General features: G+C 30.4%; 21 protein-coding genes. 12 read left to right on the top strand and 9 right to left on the bottom strand.

Going from position 1 to position 21,812, the window contains the following annotated elements; genetic code table 11:
* Positions 1-42: 42 nt before the first annotated feature.
* From ACFQ1U_RS05400 to trxA, 5 genes are all read right to left on the bottom strand, one after another.
* On the bottom strand, positions 43-1,380 hold the full coding sequence (locus ACFQ1U_RS05400) for a deoxyguanosinetriphosphate triphosphohydrolase (RefSeq protein WP_386106136.1): 1,338 nt from the start codon (positions 1,378-1,380) through the stop codon (positions 43-45).
* 66 nt (positions 1,381-1,446) lie between these two features.
* Complete coding sequence (locus ACFQ1U_RS05395; protein WP_386106111.1) at positions 1,447-1,758, bottom strand: hypothetical protein; 312 nt, start codon at positions 1,756-1,758, stop codon at positions 1,447-1,449.
* A gap of 386 nt (positions 1,759-2,144) precedes the next feature.
* The gene (locus ACFQ1U_RS05390) at positions 2,145-4,529 is read right to left on the bottom strand and encodes a ribonucleoside-diphosphate reductase subunit alpha (protein ID WP_386106109.1); all 2,385 of its coding nucleotides are present in this window, start codon (positions 4,527-4,529) and stop codon (positions 2,145-2,147) included.
* A gap of 71 nt (positions 4,530-4,600) precedes the next feature.
* The gene (locus tag ACFQ1U_RS05385; protein WP_386106107.1) at positions 4,601-5,572 is read right to left on the bottom strand and encodes a ribonucleotide-diphosphate reductase subunit beta; all 972 of its coding nucleotides are present in this window, start codon (positions 5,570-5,572) and stop codon (positions 4,601-4,603) included.
* A gap of 505 nt (positions 5,573-6,077) precedes the next feature.
* The gene (gene trxA / locus ACFQ1U_RS05380; protein WP_386106105.1) at positions 6,078-6,437 is read right to left on the bottom strand and encodes a thioredoxin; all 360 of its coding nucleotides are present in this window, start codon (positions 6,435-6,437) and stop codon (positions 6,078-6,080) included.
* A 147-nt stretch (positions 6,438-6,584) separates the two neighbouring features.
* On the opposite strand from trxA, the gene ACFQ1U_RS05375 reads away from it, so the two are divergent.
* From ACFQ1U_RS05375 to ACFQ1U_RS05350, 6 genes are all read left to right on the top strand, one after another.
* Complete coding sequence (locus tag ACFQ1U_RS05375) at positions 6,585-8,741, top strand: prolyl oligopeptidase family serine peptidase (RefSeq protein WP_386106103.1); 2,157 nt, start codon at positions 6,585-6,587, stop codon at positions 8,739-8,741.
* Positions 8,742-8,806: 65 nt separating this feature from the next.
* Complete coding sequence (locus ACFQ1U_RS05370; protein WP_386106101.1) at positions 8,807-9,265, top strand: hypothetical protein; 459 nt, start codon at positions 8,807-8,809, stop codon at positions 9,263-9,265.
* Between the two features lie 21 nt (positions 9,266-9,286).
* Positions 9,287-11,368, top strand: a complete 2,082-nt coding sequence (locus ACFQ1U_RS05365) for a M13 family metallopeptidase (protein WP_386106099.1) — start codon at positions 9,287-9,289, stop codon at positions 11,366-11,368.
* Between the two features lie 90 nt (positions 11,369-11,458).
* Positions 11,459-11,872 (top strand): ATP-dependent zinc protease family protein, encoded by a 414-nt coding sequence (locus ACFQ1U_RS05360; protein WP_386106097.1) that lies wholly within the window; start codon positions 11,459-11,461, stop codon positions 11,870-11,872.
* A 4-nt stretch (positions 11,873-11,876) separates the two neighbouring features.
* Positions 11,877-12,749, top strand: coding sequence for a 30S ribosomal protein S6--L-glutamate ligase (gene rimK / locus ACFQ1U_RS05355; RefSeq protein ID WP_386106095.1), 873 nt, complete (start codon positions 11,877-11,879; stop codon positions 12,747-12,749).
* A 64-nt stretch (positions 12,750-12,813) separates the two neighbouring features.
* Positions 12,814-13,746, top strand: coding sequence for an ABC transporter ATP-binding protein (locus ACFQ1U_RS05350; protein WP_386106093.1), 933 nt, complete (start codon positions 12,814-12,816; stop codon positions 13,744-13,746).
* On the opposite strand, the gene ACFQ1U_RS05345 is transcribed toward ACFQ1U_RS05350, so the two are convergent.
* Both ACFQ1U_RS05345 and ACFQ1U_RS05340 read right to left on the bottom strand, forming a co-directional pair.
* Positions 13,730-14,179, bottom strand: a complete 450-nt coding sequence (locus tag ACFQ1U_RS05345) for a 3-oxoacyl-ACP synthase (protein WP_386106091.1) — start codon at positions 14,177-14,179, stop codon at positions 13,730-13,732. The genes ACFQ1U_RS05350 and ACFQ1U_RS05345 overlap by 17 nt on opposite strands.
* Positions 14,176-15,282, bottom strand: coding sequence for an NAD(P)/FAD-dependent oxidoreductase (locus ACFQ1U_RS05340; protein WP_386106134.1), 1,107 nt, complete (start codon positions 15,280-15,282; stop codon positions 14,176-14,178). The genes ACFQ1U_RS05345 and ACFQ1U_RS05340 overlap by 4 nt, the downstream gene beginning before the upstream one ends.
* Before the next feature lie 87 nt (positions 15,283-15,369).
* On the opposite strand from ACFQ1U_RS05340, the gene ACFQ1U_RS05335 reads away from it, so the two are divergent.
* From ACFQ1U_RS05335 to ACFQ1U_RS05315, 5 genes are all read left to right on the top strand, one after another.
* Positions 15,370-15,849, top strand: coding sequence for a hypothetical protein (locus ACFQ1U_RS05335; RefSeq protein ID WP_386106089.1), 480 nt, complete (start codon positions 15,370-15,372; stop codon positions 15,847-15,849).
* Positions 15,850-15,953: 104 nt separating this feature from the next.
* Positions 15,954-16,877: a hypothetical protein gene (locus ACFQ1U_RS05330; RefSeq protein ID WP_386106087.1), complete on the top strand. Its 924-nt coding sequence runs from the start codon at positions 15,954-15,956 to the stop codon at positions 16,875-16,877.
* A 90-nt stretch (positions 16,878-16,967) separates the two neighbouring features.
* A complete protein-coding gene (locus tag ACFQ1U_RS05325) occupies positions 16,968-17,462 on the top strand; it encodes an SDR family NAD(P)-dependent oxidoreductase (RefSeq protein WP_386106132.1) in 495 nt (164 codons plus the stop codon).
* Entirely contained in the window at positions 17,452-18,321 is an 870-nt protein-coding gene (locus ACFQ1U_RS05320) for an aldo/keto reductase (RefSeq protein ID WP_386106084.1), read from the top strand. The genes ACFQ1U_RS05325 and ACFQ1U_RS05320 overlap by 11 nt, the downstream gene beginning before the upstream one ends.
* A 3-nt stretch (positions 18,322-18,324) precedes the next feature.
* Positions 18,325-19,464 (top strand): ATP-binding protein, encoded by a 1,140-nt coding sequence (locus tag ACFQ1U_RS05315; protein WP_386106082.1) that lies wholly within the window; start codon positions 18,325-18,327, stop codon positions 19,462-19,464.
* 31 nt (positions 19,465-19,495) lie between these two features.
* Here the strand turns inward: ACFQ1U_RS05315 and ACFQ1U_RS05310 are convergent, their stop codons facing one another.
* Together ACFQ1U_RS05310 and ACFQ1U_RS05305 are read right to left on the bottom strand one after the other, a co-directional pair.
* Positions 19,496-20,071 (bottom strand): hypothetical protein, encoded by a 576-nt coding sequence (locus tag ACFQ1U_RS05310; RefSeq protein WP_386106080.1) that lies wholly within the window; start codon positions 20,069-20,071, stop codon positions 19,496-19,498.
* 23 nt (positions 20,072-20,094) lie between these two features.
* Entirely contained in the window at positions 20,095-21,024 is a 930-nt protein-coding gene (locus ACFQ1U_RS05305) for an OmpA family protein (protein WP_386106078.1), read from the bottom strand.
* 272 nt (positions 21,025-21,296) lie between these two features.
* Between ACFQ1U_RS05305 and ACFQ1U_RS05300 the strand changes: the two genes are divergently transcribed.
* A complete protein-coding gene (locus tag ACFQ1U_RS05300) occupies positions 21,297-21,677 on the top strand; it encodes an ankyrin repeat domain-containing protein (RefSeq protein WP_386106076.1) in 381 nt (126 codons plus the stop codon).
* The last annotated feature ends 135 nt before the right edge of the window (positions 21,678-21,812 follow it).

Below are 21,812 nucleotides of genomic sequence, written 5' to 3'. Positions count from 1 at the left end.
GAAATAATTTTAAAATGCAAATCTACTAATTAACATAGTATATTAAACTATAGAACCTGTTAATTTTTTGTGTAATCTTATGGCATAACCGTCTGATAATCCAGCGATATAATTACATATTAACATAATCCTGTCATACAAGCTATCTTTCTCTTGTTTATAGCTTGTAGGAAGTAATTCTAATACCAATTTGTCATAGTTAGATTCAGTTCCTTCATAAGTGTTATTTAAAGCCGTTACAAATACATGTAGTAAATCATTAATTATTTTATAACCAGAAACTTCTTTTTCTACTACTTCTTTGCTTTTGTAAATTTTTGATATACTTAGGTTAATAATATCGTTGATTTGTGCTTCGTATTTACACTTATCTAATAATGATTTATCAAAAGTTCCGTTTAATATAGCATCTTCATTTTCTAAGAAAATACTAACAGCCTCATTTATAAGAACTCCAATAGCCAATGCTCTTAAGTAACTTACTCTATCTTTAGTATGTTGTAATGAATGGTATTTTTTACTATCAATAGTATCTTTAACCAATTTTATCATGTACTCTAAAGCATAATCTTCTTCAATAAGACCAAGATTAATACCATCTTCAAAATCAATAATTGTATAACAAATATCATCTGCTGCTTCTACTAAATATGCTAATGGATGTCTGTAATAAGAAATTCCTTCAGATTCTTTTGATAACAATCCTAAATCATTGACTACATCTAAAAATGCTTCTTTTTCACTTTGAAAAAAACCGTACTTTTTATCTACAATGTGTTTTGTTGGTTTTTTAGGTAAACTCTCTTTTGGATATTTCATAAATGCACCAAGCGTTGCATATGATAATCGCAAACCTCCAGTAACTCCTGCATTGCTTTCTGTTACTATTTTAAACCCATTGGCGTTTCCTTCAAAATCAATTAAATCTTGATACTCTTTATCGGTTAAACTTGATTTATATTGAAGTCCTTTTCCGGTTTTAAAATATTCTCCTATTGCTTTTTCTCCTGAATGACCAAATGGTGGATTTCCAATATCGTGCATCAGCGATGCTGCAGCTACAATAGCTCCAAAATCATTAAAAGTATATCCTTTTTCTTGAAGTACAGGGTTTCTTTCTAAAATAGCTTTACCTACTTTTCTTCCTAAAGTTCTTCCTACTACAGATACTTCAAGACTGTGTGTTAAACGGGTATGAACAAAATCTGTTTTGGATAACGGAATTACTTGTGTTTTATCTTGTAAGCTTCTAAAGGCTGAAGAAAAAATAATTCTATCAAAATCTACTTCAAACCCTAAACGTGTTTCATCTTGTAGTGCACGTTCTCTTTTTTGAGTGTCTCCAAATCGTTTTAAAGAGAGTAATTGTTCCCAGTTCATCATCCGAAATTAAATTTTGTCGAAAATACTAAAAAAGAGAAGTCTTTCAACTTCTCTTTATAACAATTAAGAATAAATTCCCCAATTTCTTTTTATAAACCAACATGGTTTCCAACTAATATAATTTGCTGGATTAAATGTTGAAGTTGTAACTTCAATATTAAGAATTTGATTTGGTAAAATTGATAAATTGTGATTTCCAAGCTTATTGTCAATTGCAAAAAAATGATACCTCTGTGATTTATCTTTAAACCTTCTACTAGGTCCAATATCAAATGGAATACAAAACTTAGTTAGAATACCTTTATTTTTAGATATAAATGTAACTCTTACCATCAACTTTTCATTGATAGCTACTCTAAATGTTTCTTGAATCATTAATTCAAATATTTTACTTTATTAACGTGTTGTTAATAAAAAGTTAGTGCAGCTCCTCTAGTGAATTTTAAAGAGGTTGTTACTGCGAAAAAAATAACTAGAAATATTTAACTTGATAAAAAGAGTTTTGTTTTGTACTTTTGAAATACGAAACAGAGATGAGGTAATCTCAATCTTTTTGTTTTAATATTTTTGGCCTAGGAAACCAACTATTAAAAAATCAAGAGGGATATTTCATTATGTCCCTTTTTTTATGTCTTATTTCTACCTCAGCTATTAAATTTAAATTAGGTTTTCTTTAAAAAGAGAAGCCTTTCGACTTCTCTTTTAATACACTACTTTTAATTTAGATTCTTGCCCTTCTACAAGAAGTGATTCTAAAATTTTTATGATCCACACATCAAACAATCGTCCGGACCTGCGTTTTTAGAAGCGTCTACCATTGCCTTAAATTCTTCAGGGCTCATTGGCTTGTCTTCTTCTTTTTTAGTTACATCTAGCGTAAACTGTTTTGCGTTTACAGCTGATTTGGTACGTAAATAATACATTCCTGTTTTTAAACCTGATTTCCAAGCGTAAAAATGCATAGATGTTAACTTACCAAAGTCAGGATCTTTCATAAACAAGTTTAACGATTGAGATTGATCGATAAAATATCCTCTATGACGAGCCATATCTATAATATCTTTCATACTCATTTCCCAAACTGTTTTATATAAATCTTTAAGCTCTTGTGGAATATTTTCTATGTGTTGAATAGATCCGTTTGCACGCATAATCTCTTCTTTCATATTATTATCCCATAAACCTAATTCTACTAAATCTTCTAATAAATGTTTGTTTACTACAATAAACTCACCAGATAATACTCTACGTGTATAAATATTAGAAGTATAAGGTTCAAAAGCTTCATTATTACCTAAAATTTGTGAGGTAGAGGCTGTTGGCATTGGTGCTACTAGTAAAGAGTTTCTAACTCCATTTTTCATTACGTCTTTACGTAATTTAGCCCAATCCCAGCGTCCGCTTAATTCTTCATCTTTAATTCCCCACATGTTATACTGGAACTCTCCTTGTGACATTGGTGAACCTTCGAAGGTAGAATAAGCTCCTTTTGCTTTAGCTATTTCCATAGATGAAGTTACGGCAGCAAAATATAAGGTTTCAAATATTTCTTGATTTAACTTTTTTGCTTCTTCACTGGTAAATGGTAAACGCAACATAATAAAAGCATCTGCTAAACCTTGAATACCTAATCCTACCGGACGATGACGCATATTTGAGTTTTCTGCTTCTTTTACCGGATAGTAATTTCTATCTATTACCGTATCTAAGTTTCTAATTACTTTTTTGGTTACTTTAAATAATTTTTTATGATCAAAAAACTTAGCTCCGTTTTCATCAGAAGCAACAAACATTGGCATTGCTATAGATGCTAAATTACATACAGCAACCTCATCTTCTGCTGTATACTCCATAATTTCTGTACACAAGTTAGAAGAACGGATGGTTCCTAAATTCTTTTGATTAGACTTACGGTTAGCAGCATCTTTATATAACATGTACGGTGTACCTGTTTCTATTTGAGATTCTAATATTTTCTCCCATAAATCACGAGCTTTAATGGTTTTTCTACCTTTACCTGCTTGCTCATAACTTGTATATAAACGCTCAAATTCTTCTCCGTAGGTATCGTATAAATGCGGACACTCATGCGGACACATTAAAGTCCATTCAGCATCTTCTTGCACACGTTTCATAAATAAGTCAGAAATCCACATTGCATAGAATAAATCACGTGCACGCATTTCTTCTTTACCATGATTCTTTTTAAGATCTAAAAAATCATAAATATCTGCATGCCAAGGCTCTAAGTACATCGCAAAAGATCCTTTACGCTTCCCTCCTCCTTGATCTACATAACGTGCAGTATCATTAAATACACGTAACATTGGTACAATTCCGTTAGATGTACCGTTGGTACCAGCAATATAACTTCCTGTAGCTCTAATATTATGAATAGATAAACCTATTCCTCCTGCAGATTGAGAAATTTTAGCTGTTTGTTTTAAAGTATCATAAATACCATCTATGCTATCATCTTGCATTTGTAATAAGAAACATGATGACATCTGTGGCTTTGGCGTTCCAGAATTAAACAATGTTGGTGTTGCATGGGTAAAATATTTTTTACTCATTAACTCGTATGTAGCAATAGCTTCGTCAATATCTTCTTTATGAATACCAACGGCAACACGCATTAACATTTGTTGTGGACGCTCAACAATATTTCCGTTTAATTTAAGTAAGTATGATCTTTCTAAGGTTTTAAAACCAAAGTAATCGTAATTAAAATCACGACTGTAAATAATGGTAGAGTCTAATTTATCTGCATTATCCATGATAATTTTATACACATCATCTGCCAATAGCGGAGAGTTTTTTCCGGTTCTTGGGTTAATGTAGTTGTATAAGTCGGTCATGGTTTCAGAAAACGACTTTTTAGTGTTTTTATGTAAGTTAGAAACGGCTATTCTAGCAGCTAATTTAGCATAATCTGGATGTGCGGTTGTCATTGTAGCAGCTACCTCTGCTGCTAAATTATCTAACTCTGAAGTAGTTACACCATCGTATAATCCTTCGATAACACGCATTGCAACTTTAACAGGATCTACTATTGGATTTAAACCATAACACATCTTTCTTACTCTTGCCGTGATTTTATCAAACATCACAGGCTCTCTTCTACCGTCTCTTTTTACTACATACATACTTATTTTGTTTTTTTTTAAAGGTTAGTTAAATGCCATCGTCCAAAATGACAAATACGTTTTATATTTTTTTAGAATTCAGCATCAAAACTGATAGATCCTGTACCTCCAGATTTTACTCCTGCTTTTTGGTACTCTGATACTCTTTTCTCAAAGAAATTGGTTTTTCCTTCTAAAGAAATCATCTCCATAAAATCGAATGGGTTGGTTGCGTTATATACTTTTTCACATCCGAACTCCGTTAATAAACGATCTGTTACAAACTCTAAGTATTGCGTCATTAACTTTGCATTCATTCCAATTAAACTTACTGGTAGAGATTCTGTAATAAATTCTCGTTCTATATCTAACGCAGAAATTATAATTTCTGATATTCTTTCTTTAGGTACTTTATTAACTAAATGATTGTTGTGTAGGTGAACTGCAAAATCACAATGCATACCTTCATCTCTAGAAATTAATTCGTTAGAAAATGTTAGTCCAGGTAATAAACCTCTCTTTTTTAACCAGAAGATAGAACAGAAAGATCCTGAAAAGAAAATACCTTCAACAGCAGCGAAAGCAATTAATCTTTCAGCAAAAGAATCAGATTCGATCCATTTTAAAGCCCATTCTGCTTTCTTTTTAATAGCTGGAAAAACTTCAATAGCTTGAAATAATCTGTTTTTTTCATCTTCATCTTTAATATAAGTGTCAATTAATAATGAATATGTTTCTGAATGGATGTTCTCCATCATTATTTGAAAACCATAAAAGAATTTTGCTTCTGAATATTGAACTTCATTTACAAAGTTTTCTGCTAAATTTTCGTTCACAATTCCGTCTGAAGCAGCAAAAAAGGCTAAAATATGTTTTATAAAATAGCGCTCATCATCATTTAACTTAGTATTCCAATCATTTAAGTCAGAGTGTAAGTCTATTTCTTCTGCAGTCCAAAAACATGCTTGTTGTTTTTTATACCATTCCCATAAATCATTGTGTTGAATAGGAAAGATAACAAATCGGTCCTTGTTTTCTTGTAAAATAGGTTCTATAGTAGCCATTTTTGAATAATTTTTGTGCTGTTTTTTATGTTGTAGGGGGAACAACAAAGATTGGAAAAATTGTATCAAAAATAAAGAGCTACTTATTCACAAACCCCTACAAGTTTTTAACAAATGAGCTATTTTTTACAAAAATCACCTAGGAAAATAAATTTAATAACTAATTAAAAATCAATAATTTAAAAATTAAAAAAACGCTCTAGTAGTGATTATTAGGGAGTTTCTTATTTTGGATTTTTGACCATGAAGAGTTTACTAAAATGATAATTATGAAACTATATAAAAAATAAAAAGCGGCTGAGTAGCCGCTTTTATAATTTTCATAATCGAATAATCCCCAATATACGATTTATGACCTTAGATAATACATATTTTAAAGTACTGGTACAAATATATGGGAGATTACTGACTCTAAACATTGTTTTGTATAATTGGCATAAAATTACGTGTAAATGGTAATTCTAACCTTATAACTATATCTTAAACTATGTATAAATGGTATATTTTACTTGCTAACCTGTAAAACATCTGCAATAATTTGCTCTATTTGTGCTTTAGGTAATGCACCATGAGCCATTTGTGGTTGTTCGCCTACTGGGCAAAACAACATAGATGGAATACTTCTAATTCCAAAAGCAGCTGATAATTCTGGTTCTGCCTCTGTATCTACTTTATATATGTTAATTTTTTCACCATATTCTTCACTCAATTGTTCTAAAACGGGTGCTAACATTTTACATGGCCCACACCAATCTGCATAAAAATCAATAATAGCAGGAACTTTACCTTCAAATTTCCATTCTTTATGTTGTTCGAAATTAAATACTTTTTCTAAAAACTTTTCTTTTGATAATACTGTAGTCATCTCTATTTATTTACTACAAAGTTAGACGTATTATCCTTGCTTACATTACAAAGCTGTTTTTATTGTGTTAAAAAGCTCTTAATATGTAACAATGCAATTTATTTTTATTCTAACTTTGAGAGAATTATCTAATCAGTCTTATTAAAAATGAAAAAACTTTTAATACCTATTTTTACAGTAAGCTTGGTGTTTACAGCCTGTGAAAATAAAAAATCAGCAAAAAACAATACCGTGAATTACCCCGAAACTACCAAAAAACCTGTTGTAGATGAGTACTTTGGAACAAAAGTAACTGACAATTATCGTTGGTTAGAAGATGATAGAAGTACCGAAACTGAAAACTGGGTAAAAGCAGAAAACGAAGTTACTTTTGATTACTTAAGTAAAATACCTTACAGAGAACAATTAAAAGAACGTTTGTCTGAATTATGGAATTATGAAAAAGTAGGAACTCCTTTTAAAGAAGGTGAACATACCTATTTCTATAAAAACAATGGTTTACAAAATCAATATGTGTTATATAGAAAAGATAAAGAAGGAAACGATGAAGTTTTCCTAGATCCAAATACCTTTTCTGAAGATGGTACTACTTCTTTAGGTGCTACTAGCTTTTCTAAAGATGGTAAAACCTTAGCCTATGCAATTTCTGAAGGAGGAAGTGATTGGCGTAAGGTTATTATTATGGATGTAGATTCAAAAACCATAAAAGAAGATACGTTAGTAGATGTAAAATTTTCAGGAATTGCATGGAAAGGTAATGAAGGATTCTTTTACTCTAGTTATGATAAACCAAAAGGAAGTGAATTGTCTGCTAAAACAGACCAACACAAGTTATATTATCATAAATTAGGAACTCCTCAAAAATCAGATCAAGTTATTTTTGGTGCTACTCCCGAAGAAAAACATAGATATGTTGGTGGATATTTAACAGAAGATGATAAATACTTATTAATTTCTGCTTCTACATCAACTTCTGGAAATAAATTATTCTTAAAAGACTTAAGCAACCCTTCAAGCAAATTAGTGCCAATTATCAATAATTTTGATAGTGATACCTATGTGATAGATAACAGAGGTACTACTTTATATTTAGTAACAAACCTAAATGCTCCTAATAAAAAGGTAGTTACTGTGGATGCTAATAATCCTTCTCCAGAAAATTGGAAAGATTTTATTCCTGAAACAGAAAACGTACTTTCTCCATCTACTGGTGCTGGATATTTCTTTGCTAAGTATATGGTAGATGCCGTTTCAAAAGTATACCAATATGATTTTGACGGAAAGCAAATTCGTGAAGTAACATTACCTGGTGTTGGTTCTGCTAGTGGCTTTGGTGGAAAAACTGATGCTAAAGAATTATACTTCTCTTTTACCAATTACAACACTCCGGGATCATCTTATAAATTTAATCCAGAAAACGGAACTTACGAACTGTATTGGAAACCAAGTATTTCTTTTAATGCTGATGCCTATGAAAGTAAGCAAGTATTTTACAACTCTAAAGACGGTACAAAGGTACCAATGATTATTACTTATAAAAAAGGAATAGAATTAAATGGTAAAAACCCAACTATTTTATACGGTTATGGTGGATTTAATGTTAGTTTAACTCCAAGTTTTAGTATTGCAAATGCTGTTTGGATGGAGCAAGGTGGTGTTTACGCAGTTCCTAATTTACGTGGTGGTGGAGAATACGGTAAAAAATGGCACGATGCAGGTACTAAAATGCAAAAGCAAAATGTATTTGATGATTTTATTGCTGCAGCTGAATATTTAATCGAAAACAAATATACCTCATCAGATTATTTAGCTGTAAGAGGTGGTTCTAACGGTGGTTTATTGGTTGGTGCAACCATGACTCAAAGACCAGATTTAATGAAAGTCGCGTTACCTGCTGTTGGTGTATTAGATATGTTACGTTACCATACATTTACAGCTGGTGCTGGTTGGGCATACGACTACGGTACTGCTGAAGATAATAAAGAAATGTTTGAATATTTAAAAGGATACTCTCCAGTACACAATGTAAAAGAAGGAGTAAAATATCCTGCAACTTTAGTAACAACTGGTGATCATGACGACAGAGTGGTTCCTGCACATAGCTTTAAATTTGCTGCTGAGCTGCAAGATAAACAACTAGGAGATAATCCTGTTTTAATAAGAATTGAAACAAATGCAGGACATGGAGCTGGAACTCCAGTTGCTAAAACCATAGAACAATATGCAGATATTTTTGGTTTTACATTATATAATATGGGATTTGAAAACTTACCTGTTGCTCCAAAAACAAAAATTAAAAGCTAAACTGTAACAATATCTTAATTTTTAATACTTATAAAATGTAACCAAACTAATTAAGCACCTTTATTATGATTTTAAAATTAAGTAAAGTAGATATTGTATCTCAAAAAGAAACAACTCAAAAAGCATTTTCTAACCTAGAAAAAACATTAGATGTTTTAAAAAAGATACAATTACCTGCTAATTTAATAACTGTTATCAATCATAAAATTGAGGTGCTTAATTCTTTTCAAAACTCAGAACGTAAGTACAGAAATAAACTTATTATTGAACAACATAACATACTTCAATTAGTAAAAAAGGAAACAGGGTATGTTTCAGAAAAATACTACCAAAAACAATGGTTCGTTTTAGGTATGTCTATATTTGGAATCCCTTTTGGACTGTTATTTTCTTATTTTGCTGGTAATACTGGTTTATTAGGTATAGGATTTCCAATAGGAATGTTATTAGGTGCTATGGTAGGAAAACGAAAAGATGAAAAAATGAAAAGAGAAGGAAAACAATTACAGTTAACGTTAAATTAAAATCAATCAAATTCAATTAAAATGAAAACTTTTCAAAAAGTGTTACTTTCTACAGCAGTAGCTTCATTAGCTGTTGTAGGATGTAAACAAGACAAGCCGGAAGAAAAAGTTCCAGGTATTGTTTTAGAAAACATGGACACTACCGTAAAGCCAACTGAAGATTTTTACAACTTTGTAAATGGTACTTGGCAAAAAAACACCGAAATTCCTGATGATCGATCTTCTTGGGGTAGTTTTGCTGAATTAAGAAAAAAAACAGATGCGGATGTATTAGCAATCTTAGACGAAGCTATTAAAGAAGGTAATTTTCCTAAAGTAAAAGACGCACAAGGAAACGAAATAGATAGCGACCAGCAAAAAGCTGTTTACTATTTTGAAAGTATTATGGATACTGTTTCGCGTAATCAACAAGGTACAGATCCTTTAAAACCTTACCTAGCTAAAATTGATGAAATTAAATCTAAAGCCGATGTTGAAACTTACATCACCAATGTAGCACCTTACGGAGGTGGGCCATTTTACGGTTTTGGTGTTTATAATGATTTAAAAGATAGTAAAGTAAACGCTGGTTACATGGGAGCTGGTGGTTTAGGATTATCTAGAGATTACTATGTAGATGAAGATGAAGACACAAAAGAAAAATTAAAAAAATACGAAGCTTTTGTAGCTAAAATGTTTGTTGAATTTGGTGACACTGAAGAAGTAGCTGCTAAAAATGCTGCTTTAGTTGTAGACTTTGAAAAAAGTTTAGCAACACCAAGAATGACAAAAGAGGAAAGAAGAGATGCTCGTAAAATGTACAACCCAATGACTGTTGCTGAACTTCAAGAGTTATCACCAGCAATTAACTGGGAAGCACATTTAAAAGGTATTGGTGTTAACGATATTGATAAAGTAATTGTTACTGATGTTAATTACTTTAAAGAATTAAGCAACATCTTTAACAATCGTTCAGTAGAAGAAATGAAAACCTTATTACGTTGGGGAGCTATCAACGGTGCATCTGGTTTACTATCAACAAACTTAGAAAAAGCTAGCTGGGAGTTTTATAGTAAAACATTACGTGGTGCAAAAGAACAACGTCCTCGTAAAGAAAGAGCTTTAGCATCTGTAAATGGATCTGTAGGAGAAGCATTAGGTCAACTATATGTAGAAAAAATGTTTCCACCAGAAGCTAAGAAAAAGGCGGAAGAAATGATTGCCAACGTACGTTTAGGATTTGAAAAGCGTATTGGTGGTTTAACTTGGATGGGAGATTCTACTAAGCAAAAAGCTTTAGAAAAATTAAACAAATTAACTGTTAAAATAGCGTATCCAGATAAATGGAAAGACTATTCAGAATTGCAAGTTAAAGGTGTGAAAGATGGTGGAAGTTATTTTGATAACGCTATGAATGTTACAAAATGGAACTACTACAAAAACATGGAAAAATTAGGAAAGCCTGTAGATAGAACAGAATGGGGAATGTCTCCTCAAACAGTGAATGCTTACTTTAACCCAGTAAATAATGAAATTGTGTTCCCTGCAGCTATTTTACAGCCTCCTTTTTACAACTATAAAGCAGATGAAGCTGTAAACTATGGTGGAATTGGAGCCGTAATTGGACATGAAATCTCTCATAGTTTTGATGATTCTGGATCTCGTTTTGACGGTGACGGAAACTTAAACAACTGGTGGACTCCTGAAGACGCTGAAAAATTTGCAGCAGAAGGTAAAGCCTTAATTAAACAATATGATGATTTAGTAGCTATTGACGATGTTCACGTAAATGGTACTTTTACCTTAGGTGAAAATATCGGAGATTTAGGTGGTGTAAATGCTGCTTATGAAGGGTTACAAATTTTCTACAGTAAAAACGGTAAACCAGAAAAGATAGACGGTTATACTCCTGAGCAACGTTTCTTTATGTCTTGGGCAACAGTATGGAGAATTAAATCTCGTCCAGAAGCGTTAAAAAATCAAATAAAAACAGACCCACATGCTCCTGGAATGTTCCGTGCATATGTACCTCTTAAAAATGTAGATGCTTTTTATGAAGCATTTGATATTAAAGAAGGAGACAAAATGTACTTAAAACCAGAAGAAAGAGTAAAAATTTGGTAAACTTGTTTTTTCAATTATAAAAACCGATACATTTGTATCGGTTTTTTTATGCCAAATAATTATCTTTATAACACTATTATTTATTTGTAAATGAAAACAATAGGACGAGTTGAAACAGCAACTTTTCCAGTATGGAATATAGAAGATTTGCCTGTTAAAGTTGATACCGGTGCATATACCTCCTCTATTCATTGCAAACATATTGTTGAAAAAGATGGGCAATTAGCGTTTAAACTTTTATGCCCAAAAACAGAAAAATATAATAATCAATTAATAACTACTACTAATTATAAAATAAAAAAGGTTCGTAGTTCTAACGGTAAAATTCAAAAACGATACTTGGTAAAAACCTCGGTACTCTTTTTTGGAAAACGTTACCGTGTTGAATTTTCCTTAGCAAACAGGTCTAAAATGAGCTATCCTGTTTTAATAGGACGAAAATTTTTAACTAAAAAGTTTGTAGTAGATGTGTCTAAAAAAAACTTAGCCGATAATATAAAATAACATAATGAAGATTGTAATTCTATCTAGAAACCCAAAATTATACTCTACTAAACGTTTACACGAAGCAGGTGTAAAAAGAAAACACGAAATGTTAATATTAGATCATACAAAGTGTGATTTAATTATTGAAAAGAAAAAACCTGCCATAGTATACAACAATGAATTAATTACTGATGTAGATGCTATAATACCTAGAATTGGGGCCTCTGTTACTTTTTATGGAACTGCTGTGGTTAGACAATTTGAAATGATGAAAGCCTTTTCTGTTGTTGAATCGCAAGCATTAGTTAGATCAAGAGACAAACTAAGAAGCTTACAAATATTATCTAGAGCTAACCTTGGGTTACCAAAAACTGTTTTTACTAATTATTCTAAAGACACATCTGAAGTAATTAAAAAAGTAGGTGGTGCTCCGTTAATTATTAAATTATTAGAAGGTACTCAAGGACTTGGTGTGGTATTAGCTGAAACAAAAAAAGCAGCAGAATCTGTATTAGAGGCTTTTAATGGACTTCAAGCTAGAGTAATTGTTCAAGAGTTTATTAAAGAAGCTAAAGGAGCAGATATTAGAGCTTTTGTTGTAGATGGTGTTGTAGTTGGTGCTATGAAAAGACAAGGTAAAGAAGGTGAGTTTAGATCGAATCTTCATAGAGGTGGAACTGCAGAAATTATTGAACTATCTGAAGAAGAAGAAAATGCAGCTTTAAAAGCAGCAAAGGTAATGGGACTTGGAGTTGCTGGTGTAGATATGTTACAGTCAGACAGAGGTCCGTTAATCTTAGAGGTAAATTCTTCACCTGGACTTGAAGGTATAGAAAAAGCAACACAAAAAGATATTGCTAAAAGCATTATCAGGTATATAGAAAGAAACGTATAAACATCAAAACCGACATTAATAATGTCGGTTTTTCTTTTTGTACAAGTTAATTAACTTTGCACCTATGCTACAAGTTAATAATCTTACATTTCAGTACAAGAAGCAACCTCCGGTTTTAAAAAACATCAATTTTACCTTACAAAAAGGAGCACATTTATGTATTATGGGAGAAAGTGGATGCGGAAAATCTACTTTATTAAAAGTAATTTATGGCTTGTTAGATGCTACAAATGGTACTTTATTTTGGAATGATGTACAGATTTTAGGTCCTGCGCATCATTTAGTTCCAGGAATGGAGTTTTTTAAGTATGTTCCTCAAAATTTTGATCTAATGCCTTATACCTCGGTAGCAGAGAATATTTCAAAATATCTATCAAGATTTTATCCCAAAGAAGCTCAAAAAAGAACTCAAGAGCTTTTAGAGGTAATAGAAATGTCCGATTTTGCTGATGTAAAAGTAAAAACGCTAAGTGGTGGTCAGCAACAACGTGTAGCAATTGCTAAAGCTTTAGCAAAAGAACCTGAGCTTTTATTATTAGATGAGCCTTTTAGTCAAATAGATAATTTTAAAAAAAACTCATTAAGAAGAAAATTATTTGCTTACTTAAAACAAAAAAACATAGCTTGCATAGTAGCTACTCATGATGGTAATGATGCTTTATCTTTTGCTGATGACATGATTGTAATTCAAAATAATACAATAGTTGCACATGCGCACCCAAAACAATTATATAAAAATCCAAAAACTACGTATGTTGCTGCTTTATTTGATGATGTAAATGTATTTACAATAGATCATAAAGAATTTTTATTGTATCCGCATCAAATTAAAATTGATAATCAAGGAAATTATAGCGGTGTTGTTAAAAACGCATATTTTAAAGGATATTACTGGTTAATTGAAGTTGATTATAATAACCAAACGTTATTTGTTGCAAATTCACTAGAAATTAAAGAAAACACAAGTATTTCATTTTCAATCATTCAACATGCTTAATAATAATATTTTTACCATTAAATAATACAGAATCACCTTGTTGTTTTCCTAACAATAAACTGCCAATTGGCGAGGCTACAGATATGGCAAAATACATGTTATCATTAATAAGAATTTGTCCAGCTCCTACAGCAAAATAATAGTTTGCTAAATTAGTAGTAACTAAACTACCTAAGCTTACAATCTTATTTGTTGTATTAAAATTAACTTTAGCTAAGGTTTCTTTCATGGCAGCTACCACAGCTATTTGCTGACTTGCTTTTTCCATTTCTAACTGTAACATAGCTCGTCCTGTTTCATGCTTATCTCCAGCAGAACTTTTAGTTTCTGATTGTAATGCTTTTTGATTTGATGAAATGATATCTTTAACAGTTTTCTCTTTTTTAATAACATACGCACAGCAGGCGTTGTATAATTCTTCTTTTATATTCATACTAAATCGGCTAACTCCTTCCCTACTAAACTACCTATTGCAACTCCCATACCTCCTAAACGAACACCACAAAACACATTATTTGATATTGGTTTAACAATAGACTTTTTTTGATTTCCTACGCCCATTATTCCACTCCATCTATGCGCTATTTCAAAAGGAATTTCTGGTAAAATAACCGTATGTAAAATATTTTCTAAAGATTCTTGAATCAGGGTTGTGGTTCCAAATTCTGTTGTGTTTTCTTTAGAAAAATCAAGATTTCTTCCTCCTCCAAAAAGGATTCTATCATTAATATTTCTAAAGTAATAATATCCTTTATCTAAATGAAAAGTTCCTTTAATAGGTAAATTTTTAATCGGTTTTGTTATTAATACTTGTGCTCTTGCAGGCTCAATATCTTCATTTAAAAGTTTGTTAGCAAAACCATTTGTAGCAATAAGTAATTTTTGAGTTTGAAAAGATAATTTATCTGTAAAAACCTCAACACCTGTATTCTTTTCATTAAAACTTTCTACAGAAATATTGTTAACTATTTTTATACCTAAATGCTGAACTTTTTGTAGTAAATGATGCATCATTTTTCCAGTATCAATTTGTCCTTCAAAGTTATTAACAACATAAGTGTTATGAATATTTTTAAATTTAAAAGTATTATCAGACAACGTAAATACGTCAGAAGAAAAAATTGGTTTTAGTAATTGATTAATTTTATCTTTCTGTGCTACACATTTAGTAAAAAAAGCATCGTCATTAAACAATTCAAATCCTTTGTGTTGCTGAAAGTCTATAGCTTTGTCTCCTAAGTTTTTTCGTAATAATTGTAAACCTTCCCATCTTTTAATTACTAAATTTAACACTTCTTGCTCAGAATGAGATTCTAAATCATCTAATAATTCAGAAAGACTTCCAAAACAAGCAAAACCAGCATTTTTGGTACTAGCACCTTGAGGTAACAATCCTTTTTCTACTATAATAATTTTGGCGGATGGGTATTTGTTTTTTAATTGTAAAGCACAATTTAAACCAACTATCCCACTACCAATTATTGTATAATCTATATTTGAAAACCATTCTTTAAGCTCCCAGTAACTAAAATTCATCATTTAGTAAAACTAGTTAAAACAATTTTATAATCATAAAATTTGTACCTTGGCATAGTGGTTGAATGTCATTTTAAAAATATTTTTATGAAATTAATAAAACTTTTAAGTCTACTATTAATAACTTTAGGAATCACGCAATGTGCTAGTAAAAAACTTGTAACAAATCCTCCTTTTACCATTACAAAGACAACTTATACCAATTGGGTTGGTGGTATGGAAGGTGTTAGCGGAATTAATGTAACTGTTTATTACACTGCGCCAAAAACCATTGCTTTTGATTCAATTTATTACAAAGGGAAAAAAGCTGCGGTTAGTTTTAAAGGAAATGATGCTGAAAAAATAGTAATGGCTCAATTCAATACTTCATCTGTAAACAGTAAAAAAGACTTACAATTACAAAAAGATACTGCTGGTGAATACGGAAATACCTTACCAAATGTAACATCTAATTTTCCGTTTGAACTAAAAGACAATGAAGCAATAATTTCTTACAAAGAAAACAATACAACTAAATACTTTAAAATTACCAACCTTACACAAGGTAAAAAAGTAATGTATCAATAAAAAACACCCATTTAGAAACCATTTATGAGCCGCTTTTTTAAAGTGGCTTTATTTTTTGGCATACATTTTGAAACTATAAAAGTGTAACCGTAAAACCAACGCTTATGAGAACTTTAAAATTACTTGCATTAATACTAATATCTAGCATACTATTCACATCATGTGTTGTAGTTAATAATAATGATGATGATTTTATTCCTCTAGAAGAAGTTGTATCTGGATACGATTTATGGTATATAGACTACCACAGAACAACCGGTACAGGTGATGTGCCATTTTTATCAAGAGCCTTTACAGTATCTTTTTTAAACGGAAGAATGTATGCCAATAATAATATTGTTGATATTGGATTTACAGGTAATGGTTTAGGTATAATGGTTGGTAACTACAGTACTTTTGACGGTTATTTAGAAACTAGACATGATATTGATGGATACTTTGATTTTGATGTAGTTGTAATTAGTAATAATGAAATTAGAATAGATGATTTAAATCAAAATGTGAGTTATTATTTAATAGGTTATCAAACAAATACTTTTGATTACGTTAGATTATTTTATGATAATATTGAATATTTTTTACAAGAATATGTAGCTTGGGAAAAAACAAACACTATTCAAGTAAATAACAACGCGTTTGACGAAGAAAATTATTTACAGTTTACTCCAGAAAATACTACAACTTTTTATTCATCACACGATCCAAATGGCACGAATATTGACAATATATATTGGGACTATGTTGGTAGCTATGAGGTGTTTAACATTATTGGAGAAAACAACTTAAAAGGTTTAACATTAAATTATGATGGTGGAGATAATGAATACTTTGAGTTAACCGTTTTAAATGACAACGAAATAAGATTATTTCACACAACATCTGGTACCTATTATACCTTTAGAGGTAGAGGCTTTTTACAATACTTAAAAAATGAAAATGGTAAAGAAAATACCAAAGATATTGTAAGGAATAACGGAAGAAAACGTACTAAAATAATAAGAAAGAGTAAAGAAAAATATTTAAAATAAAGTTTGGTTAGTTGATTTTTGGTTGGTTATTTTTAACCAATTCAAGAAGGACCGCTCCCAAGAGGGGCGGTTTTTTCTTTTTTATAACATATCATTTACATTAAATATTTTACCTTTATACAAACAAATATAACAATGAGTTTAATAGATGGAAATGTAAAAGGTCTTTTATATGTATCAAAAGCAATAATACCTCAAATGATAACAAATAATAGTGGTTTTATTGTAAATATTGGCTCTATTGCAGGCAAAGAAGTATATCCTAACGGAAATGTATACTGTGCATCTAAACATGCCGTAAATGCCTTAAATAAATCCATGAGAATAGATTTAAATAAACATAATATTAGAGTAAGTGGTATACATCCTGGTGCAGTTGAAACTAATTTTTCAGAAGTTCGTTTTAAAGGCGATACTTCTCGTGCACAAAATGTTTATAAAGGATACAAGGCACTACAAGCAGAGGATATAGCAGATATAATTCACTTTGTAGTAACAAGACCGTATCATGTAAATATTGAAGATTTAGTAGTATATCCAACAGCACAGGCAAGTGCTACAATTTTACATAAAAATGAAAACTAAACTATCAAATATTATCGCCGGATGCATGTCATGGGGTGAATGGGGTAAACAATTATCAACAGACGCTATGATTGAATTGATGGAATATTGTGTAGAACATGGTATTACCTCTTTTGATCATGCAGATATTTATGGTGATTATACTACAGAAGCTGCTTTTGGTAAAGCTTTTACTAAAAGTGGTATTGCAAGAAAAGATGTTCAAATAATCTCTAAATGTGGCATTCAATATGTAGGTAAATCTAGAGATAATAGAGTAAAACATTACAATTATTCCAAAGAATATATTATTTGGAGTGTTGAGCAATCGCTACAAAAATTAAATACTGATTATTTAGATGTTCTTTTATTACACAGACCTAGTCCGTTAATGAAAGCTGATGAAATTAAAGAAGCTGTAGATAAACTTCAAAAAGATGGAAAAATAATTGACTTTGGTGTTTCTAACTTTACTGCTAGTCAGATGGATTTAATTCAAACTGAAATACCAATTACATCCAATCAAATAGAGTTTTCTTTAACACAAACAACTCCTATGTTTGATGGAACTTTAGACTATTTTACAACTAACCAAATACAACCAATGTGTTGGAGCCCGTTAGGAAGTGCTTTTAGAGAAGAAACTCCACAAACTAACAGAATTATAGAAGCTTTACATGACTTATCTAAAAAATATAATGCAACTCCTAATCAGTTATTATTAGCATGGATTTTTATGCATCCCGCAAATGTAATTCCAGTAGTAGGTACCACCAATAAAACACGATTAAAAAATGCAGTTATTGCAGATAAAATTAATTTAGAAATAGAAGATTGGTTTTACTTACTAGAAAAAAGTAGAGGAGTAAAAACAGCTTAAATCATGATCAACAAACGCCTTTTAATAAAAAACTTATTAACTCATAATGATGAAAATAGTTTTTACGACAAAAAAGAGCGTTTGTTGTTAGATAGCAAAGAAGGCAAAGCTAAGTTTATAAAACACATTTGTGCATTATCTAACTCAAACCCTGAAAATAAATCTTACATTGTTATTGGTATTGAAGATGAAGAAAATACCATTGTTGGTGTAGATTTTTTTGATGATAGTAAAATTCAAAACTTAGTAAATGCCTATTTAAAAAATCCTCCTAAAATAGCTTACGAAAACGTTCCTTTTCCAGGCTTACCAAGGTATAAAGTAGTTGGTTTAGTAACAATTTATCCTAATAACTTAATTTCATCATTAGCTAAAAATGCATGGAAATATAAAAAAGGAACTATTTTTTACAGGCAAGGTAGCAACTCAATACCTGCAACTACAGATTTTCAATTAAAAAATAGCAATAAACAAATTGTTACCTCTTTAGAAAAAAATGCTAATAACAACATTCAACTTACTTTAGATGGTGTTTTTGATTTTTTTAATAAACATAAAAATGAATATAACCCTCAATACAAAGTATTTAACGAACAATTTGTATTGTGTTGGGCTGGTAAAAAAACTATAAGAAATGATCAAGCTTTTTTTTCTAGGGTTGATATTGAATTAATTAATGAACAAGTTCAGTTGTTTTATTCTTCTTTAGATGAGGTTCAAATAAAATACAACAATCATTCATTTATAATTACAGAATTTATAACCTTAGGTTTAGAAAAAGATGAAACTCATTATCCGTTAGAAAAAACTATTATTCATTTTAAAGAAAACGGAAAACTAGAAATTATTAAAAACTATCTTTTTGACCCGCCTGTATACAATCCAGATATAATTGAACATATTTATAATAATTGCAATGCTATTGTAAGTAAAATAGAAAGAAATATTTCGTTATCAGTTACAGAACATGAAGATGTTTTTAAGCTTCCTAATAATTATTTGATTTGTTACCTCAACGGATATTTAGATGCTATAGAACGATTAGAAAAAGCTAAAGATTATATTAAAAATCTAGAAGATAAAATAACGTACATTAAGTATAAGGATGTTATTAGAGTTTTACGAAAAGTAAAATACCATTAAAAAACCACAACATATGTTGTGGTTTTTATTTTTAAGCTTTTCCGCCATCTAATTTATCTTGCCATTCTACAAGCTCTTTCCACTTACCTTCGTAAGCTAATTGAGCTTGTTTAGGCCATGTTCCTGGATTGTGCATTTTAAAACGATCTCCACCACTTTTTAAAACTTCTTTACATTTTTCTACAGAAGTTTCACTTAAAGCTTTCCATGTTTTAATCTCAAAACCATGAAATAACTGTTCTATTTTAGGTCCAATACCTTCTACTATTTTCAAATCATCTTGTTTAACTTTTTTACCAAAAGCTGCTTTAGCGGCATCGGCACTAAAAAATACTGCTGGTACGTCTTTAACAGGGACAGAAAACGAAGAAATATGAACATCGTCATCTGCAGATAATTTAGTAATACTATCTTTAGCAGATTGTAAGTCATTTTCTAAAGTATTTCTACTTTTTTTGCAGGCTTCCAAATCTGATTCTAATTGAGAAATTCTGGCAATATAGGTTTCAGATTCATTATTTTTATAACCAAAAAGTCTTCCTAACAAATATCCTAAAATAGCAGAAATTAATCCTACAAGTAACGGAATAAGTATACACCAATTCATGAATAATTTTTTTTTAAGGTTAGTTATTTAATTGAAATTACAGTTCGTCTATTTTTTGCTTGACCTTCTGAAGTAGAATTATCTGCAATGGGCTCAGCTTCGCCTTTAGAAAAAACAGCTATTTTATCTGCAGGTATTGTTGCATTTTTTATGAGATAGTTTTTTGCAAAATTGGCCCTATCTAAACCTAACTTTAGATTTAAGTCGGCATCTCCCTGACTGTCTGTATGACCTGTAACATTAATCTTACCTTCTGGAACTTTATCTAAATACCTAGCTACTTTAGCAAAATATTCTCGCTGTTCATTGGTTAAGTTTATATTGGCTTGACCAGTCTTAAAATTGAGAATTAAAGGATTGTCTTTTAATTCTTGTGTAAGTTGATTAATAGCATCTGAATTATCTTTTTTCTGTAAAAGGGTAAATGCTAACGGACCATGAAAAACTTGCAAAGAATCTGCAACTAAATTATCATTTAATGTTCCTGATGTATTCATAATTGCTGAAGGTATTCCTTTAGAAACAAAATAATTTTTAACTGCATTTGCGCGGGCTAACCCTAAATTAGGAAATGCAGAAACATTGGTTTCTGATGAAGTGTAAAAACCTTCAATTGCAATAGTTTTATCTGCATTTACACTTAAATACTCTTTTAAATTAGATATTTCTGTATCTAAAACCGCAGTAACTGGTTTTATGAATTGTAATCCTGAGGCTTCAAAATTAAAGTTATCTGAAGTATTTATAATTTTTTTTCCATCAACATCATTAACAACAAAAGCATTATAAGTAGCTGGCTTTTGCTTTGGTGTTGTAAGTTCTTTTATTTCTTTGGTAACCTGATTATTTGTTGCCTCTTCTTCACAAGCTTTACAACAAAGTAACCAATAAAAATATGTTCCGATAAGTATGGTAATACCAATACCTATTAGATACAATAATTTTTTACTCATAGTTTCGGTTTTAAATTATTGATTGTGAATTTATTAAAAATAAACTAAAAAATTTAACATTATTTAACTCTTTTTATATCAGTTAGTTATGCACACAATTAAATAGGAGAAAAAAAATATAAATTTTTAACATATTTAATTGATTGTCAGTAATGTTAAACAAATGTTTAAAAGTGTTATTATTACGTTAATTGTTATTTTAAGATGCAACAAAAAATAAAAAACGGAGTCTTATAAGCAAACACTACTATTAATTTAAAAACTCTAAAACCATGAAAAAAGTTGTTTTATCAATCTTAGTATTAGCAGCAGTAACTTTCTCTGCAACTGCAAACACCATTACTGAAAATTCTACAAATTATGAAACAAATTATGTAAAAGTAAGTCCGTTTTGTAAATTAATTCAATCTGGAAATTATGATGCTGTAAAAGCAATGATTGAAAACGGTGAGAATGTTAACAAAAAATCTGGTGGATTAACTCCATTAATGTTTGCTGCTAGGTATAATCAATCTAAAATTGCTTCATTATTAATAGAAAATGGAGCGAAAATAAAGGTAAAATCTGATTATGGAAGAACTGCTTTAGACTGGGCTAAACTTGCTAAGGCACATGACACACATACCGTAATCCAAAAAGCATTAAAAAGCTAATAGCTTTAGTTTATTTATTATTTGAATAAAAAAGCCTCACTTACAGTGAGGCTTTTATTTATTTTATGTCCCGTCCTAAAATAAGTTTACACCAATAAGACTTATTTTATGAATAACAGTTTACGCAAGAAAAAG

It is taken from the genome of Tenacibaculum geojense (assembly GCF_042676005.1).
GTDB classification, from domain to species: domain Bacteria; phylum Bacteroidota; class Bacteroidia; order Flavobacteriales; family Flavobacteriaceae; genus Polaribacter; species Polaribacter geojense.
This window is presented reverse-complemented; position numbering and strand designations above follow the sequence as displayed.

Bases quoted from the DNA above. Each gene is read 5' to 3' on its own strand.
- ACFQ1U_RS05335 (WP_386106089.1), top strand. From the start codon at position 15,370: ATGAAATTAATAAAACTTTTAAGTCTACTATTAATAACTTTAGGAATC.
- ACFQ1U_RS05390 (WP_386106109.1), bottom strand. From the start codon at position 4,529: ATGTATGTAGTAAAAAGAGACGGTAGAAGAGAGCCTGTGATGTTTGAT.
- ACFQ1U_RS05300 (WP_386106076.1), top strand. From the start codon at position 21,297: ATGAAAAAAGTTGTTTTATCAATCTTAGTATTAGCAGCAGTAACTTTC.
- ACFQ1U_RS05305 (WP_386106078.1), bottom strand. From the start codon at position 21,024: ATGAGTAAAAAATTATTGTATCTAATAGGTATTGGTATTACCATACTT.
- ACFQ1U_RS05320 (WP_386106084.1), top strand. From the start codon at position 17,452: ATGAAAACTAAACTATCAAATATTATCGCCGGATGCATGTCATGGGGT.
- ACFQ1U_RS05395 (WP_386106111.1), bottom strand. From the start codon at position 1,758: ATGATTCAAGAAACATTTAGAGTAGCTATCAATGAAAAGTTGATGGTA.
- ACFQ1U_RS05360 (WP_386106097.1), top strand. From the start codon at position 11,459: ATGAAAACAATAGGACGAGTTGAAACAGCAACTTTTCCAGTATGGAAT.
- ACFQ1U_RS05345 (WP_386106091.1), bottom strand. From the start codon at position 14,179: ATGAATATAAAAGAAGAATTATACAACGCCTGCTGTGCGTATGTTATT.
- ACFQ1U_RS05400 (WP_386106136.1), bottom strand. From the start codon at position 1,380: ATGAACTGGGAACAATTACTCTCTTTAAAACGATTTGGAGACACTCAA.
- trxA (WP_386106105.1), bottom strand. From the start codon at position 6,437: ATGACTACAGTATTATCAAAAGAAAAGTTTTTAGAAAAAGTATTTAAT.
- ACFQ1U_RS05315 (WP_386106082.1), top strand. From the start codon at position 18,325: ATGATCAACAAACGCCTTTTAATAAAAAACTTATTAACTCATAATGAT.
- ACFQ1U_RS05330 (WP_386106087.1), top strand. From the start codon at position 15,954: ATGAGAACTTTAAAATTACTTGCATTAATACTAATATCTAGCATACTA.
- ACFQ1U_RS05340 (WP_386106134.1), bottom strand. From the start codon at position 15,282: ATGAATTTTAGTTACTGGGAGCTTAAAGAATGGTTTTCAAATATAGAT.
- ACFQ1U_RS05310 (WP_386106080.1), bottom strand. From the start codon at position 20,071: ATGAATTGGTGTATACTTATTCCGTTACTTGTAGGATTAATTTCTGCT.
- ACFQ1U_RS05350 (WP_386106093.1), top strand. From the start codon at position 12,814: ATGCTACAAGTTAATAATCTTACATTTCAGTACAAGAAGCAACCTCCG.
- rimK (WP_386106095.1), top strand. From the start codon at position 11,877: ATGAAGATTGTAATTCTATCTAGAAACCCAAAATTATACTCTACTAAA.
- ACFQ1U_RS05375 (WP_386106103.1), top strand. From the start codon at position 6,585: ATGAAAAAACTTTTAATACCTATTTTTACAGTAAGCTTGGTGTTTACA.
- ACFQ1U_RS05365 (WP_386106099.1), top strand. From the start codon at position 9,287: ATGAAAACTTTTCAAAAAGTGTTACTTTCTACAGCAGTAGCTTCATTA.
- ACFQ1U_RS05370 (WP_386106101.1), top strand. From the start codon at position 8,807: ATGATTTTAAAATTAAGTAAAGTAGATATTGTATCTCAAAAAGAAACA.
- ACFQ1U_RS05385 (WP_386106107.1), bottom strand. From the start codon at position 5,572: ATGGCTACTATAGAACCTATTTTACAAGAAAACAAGGACCGATTTGTT.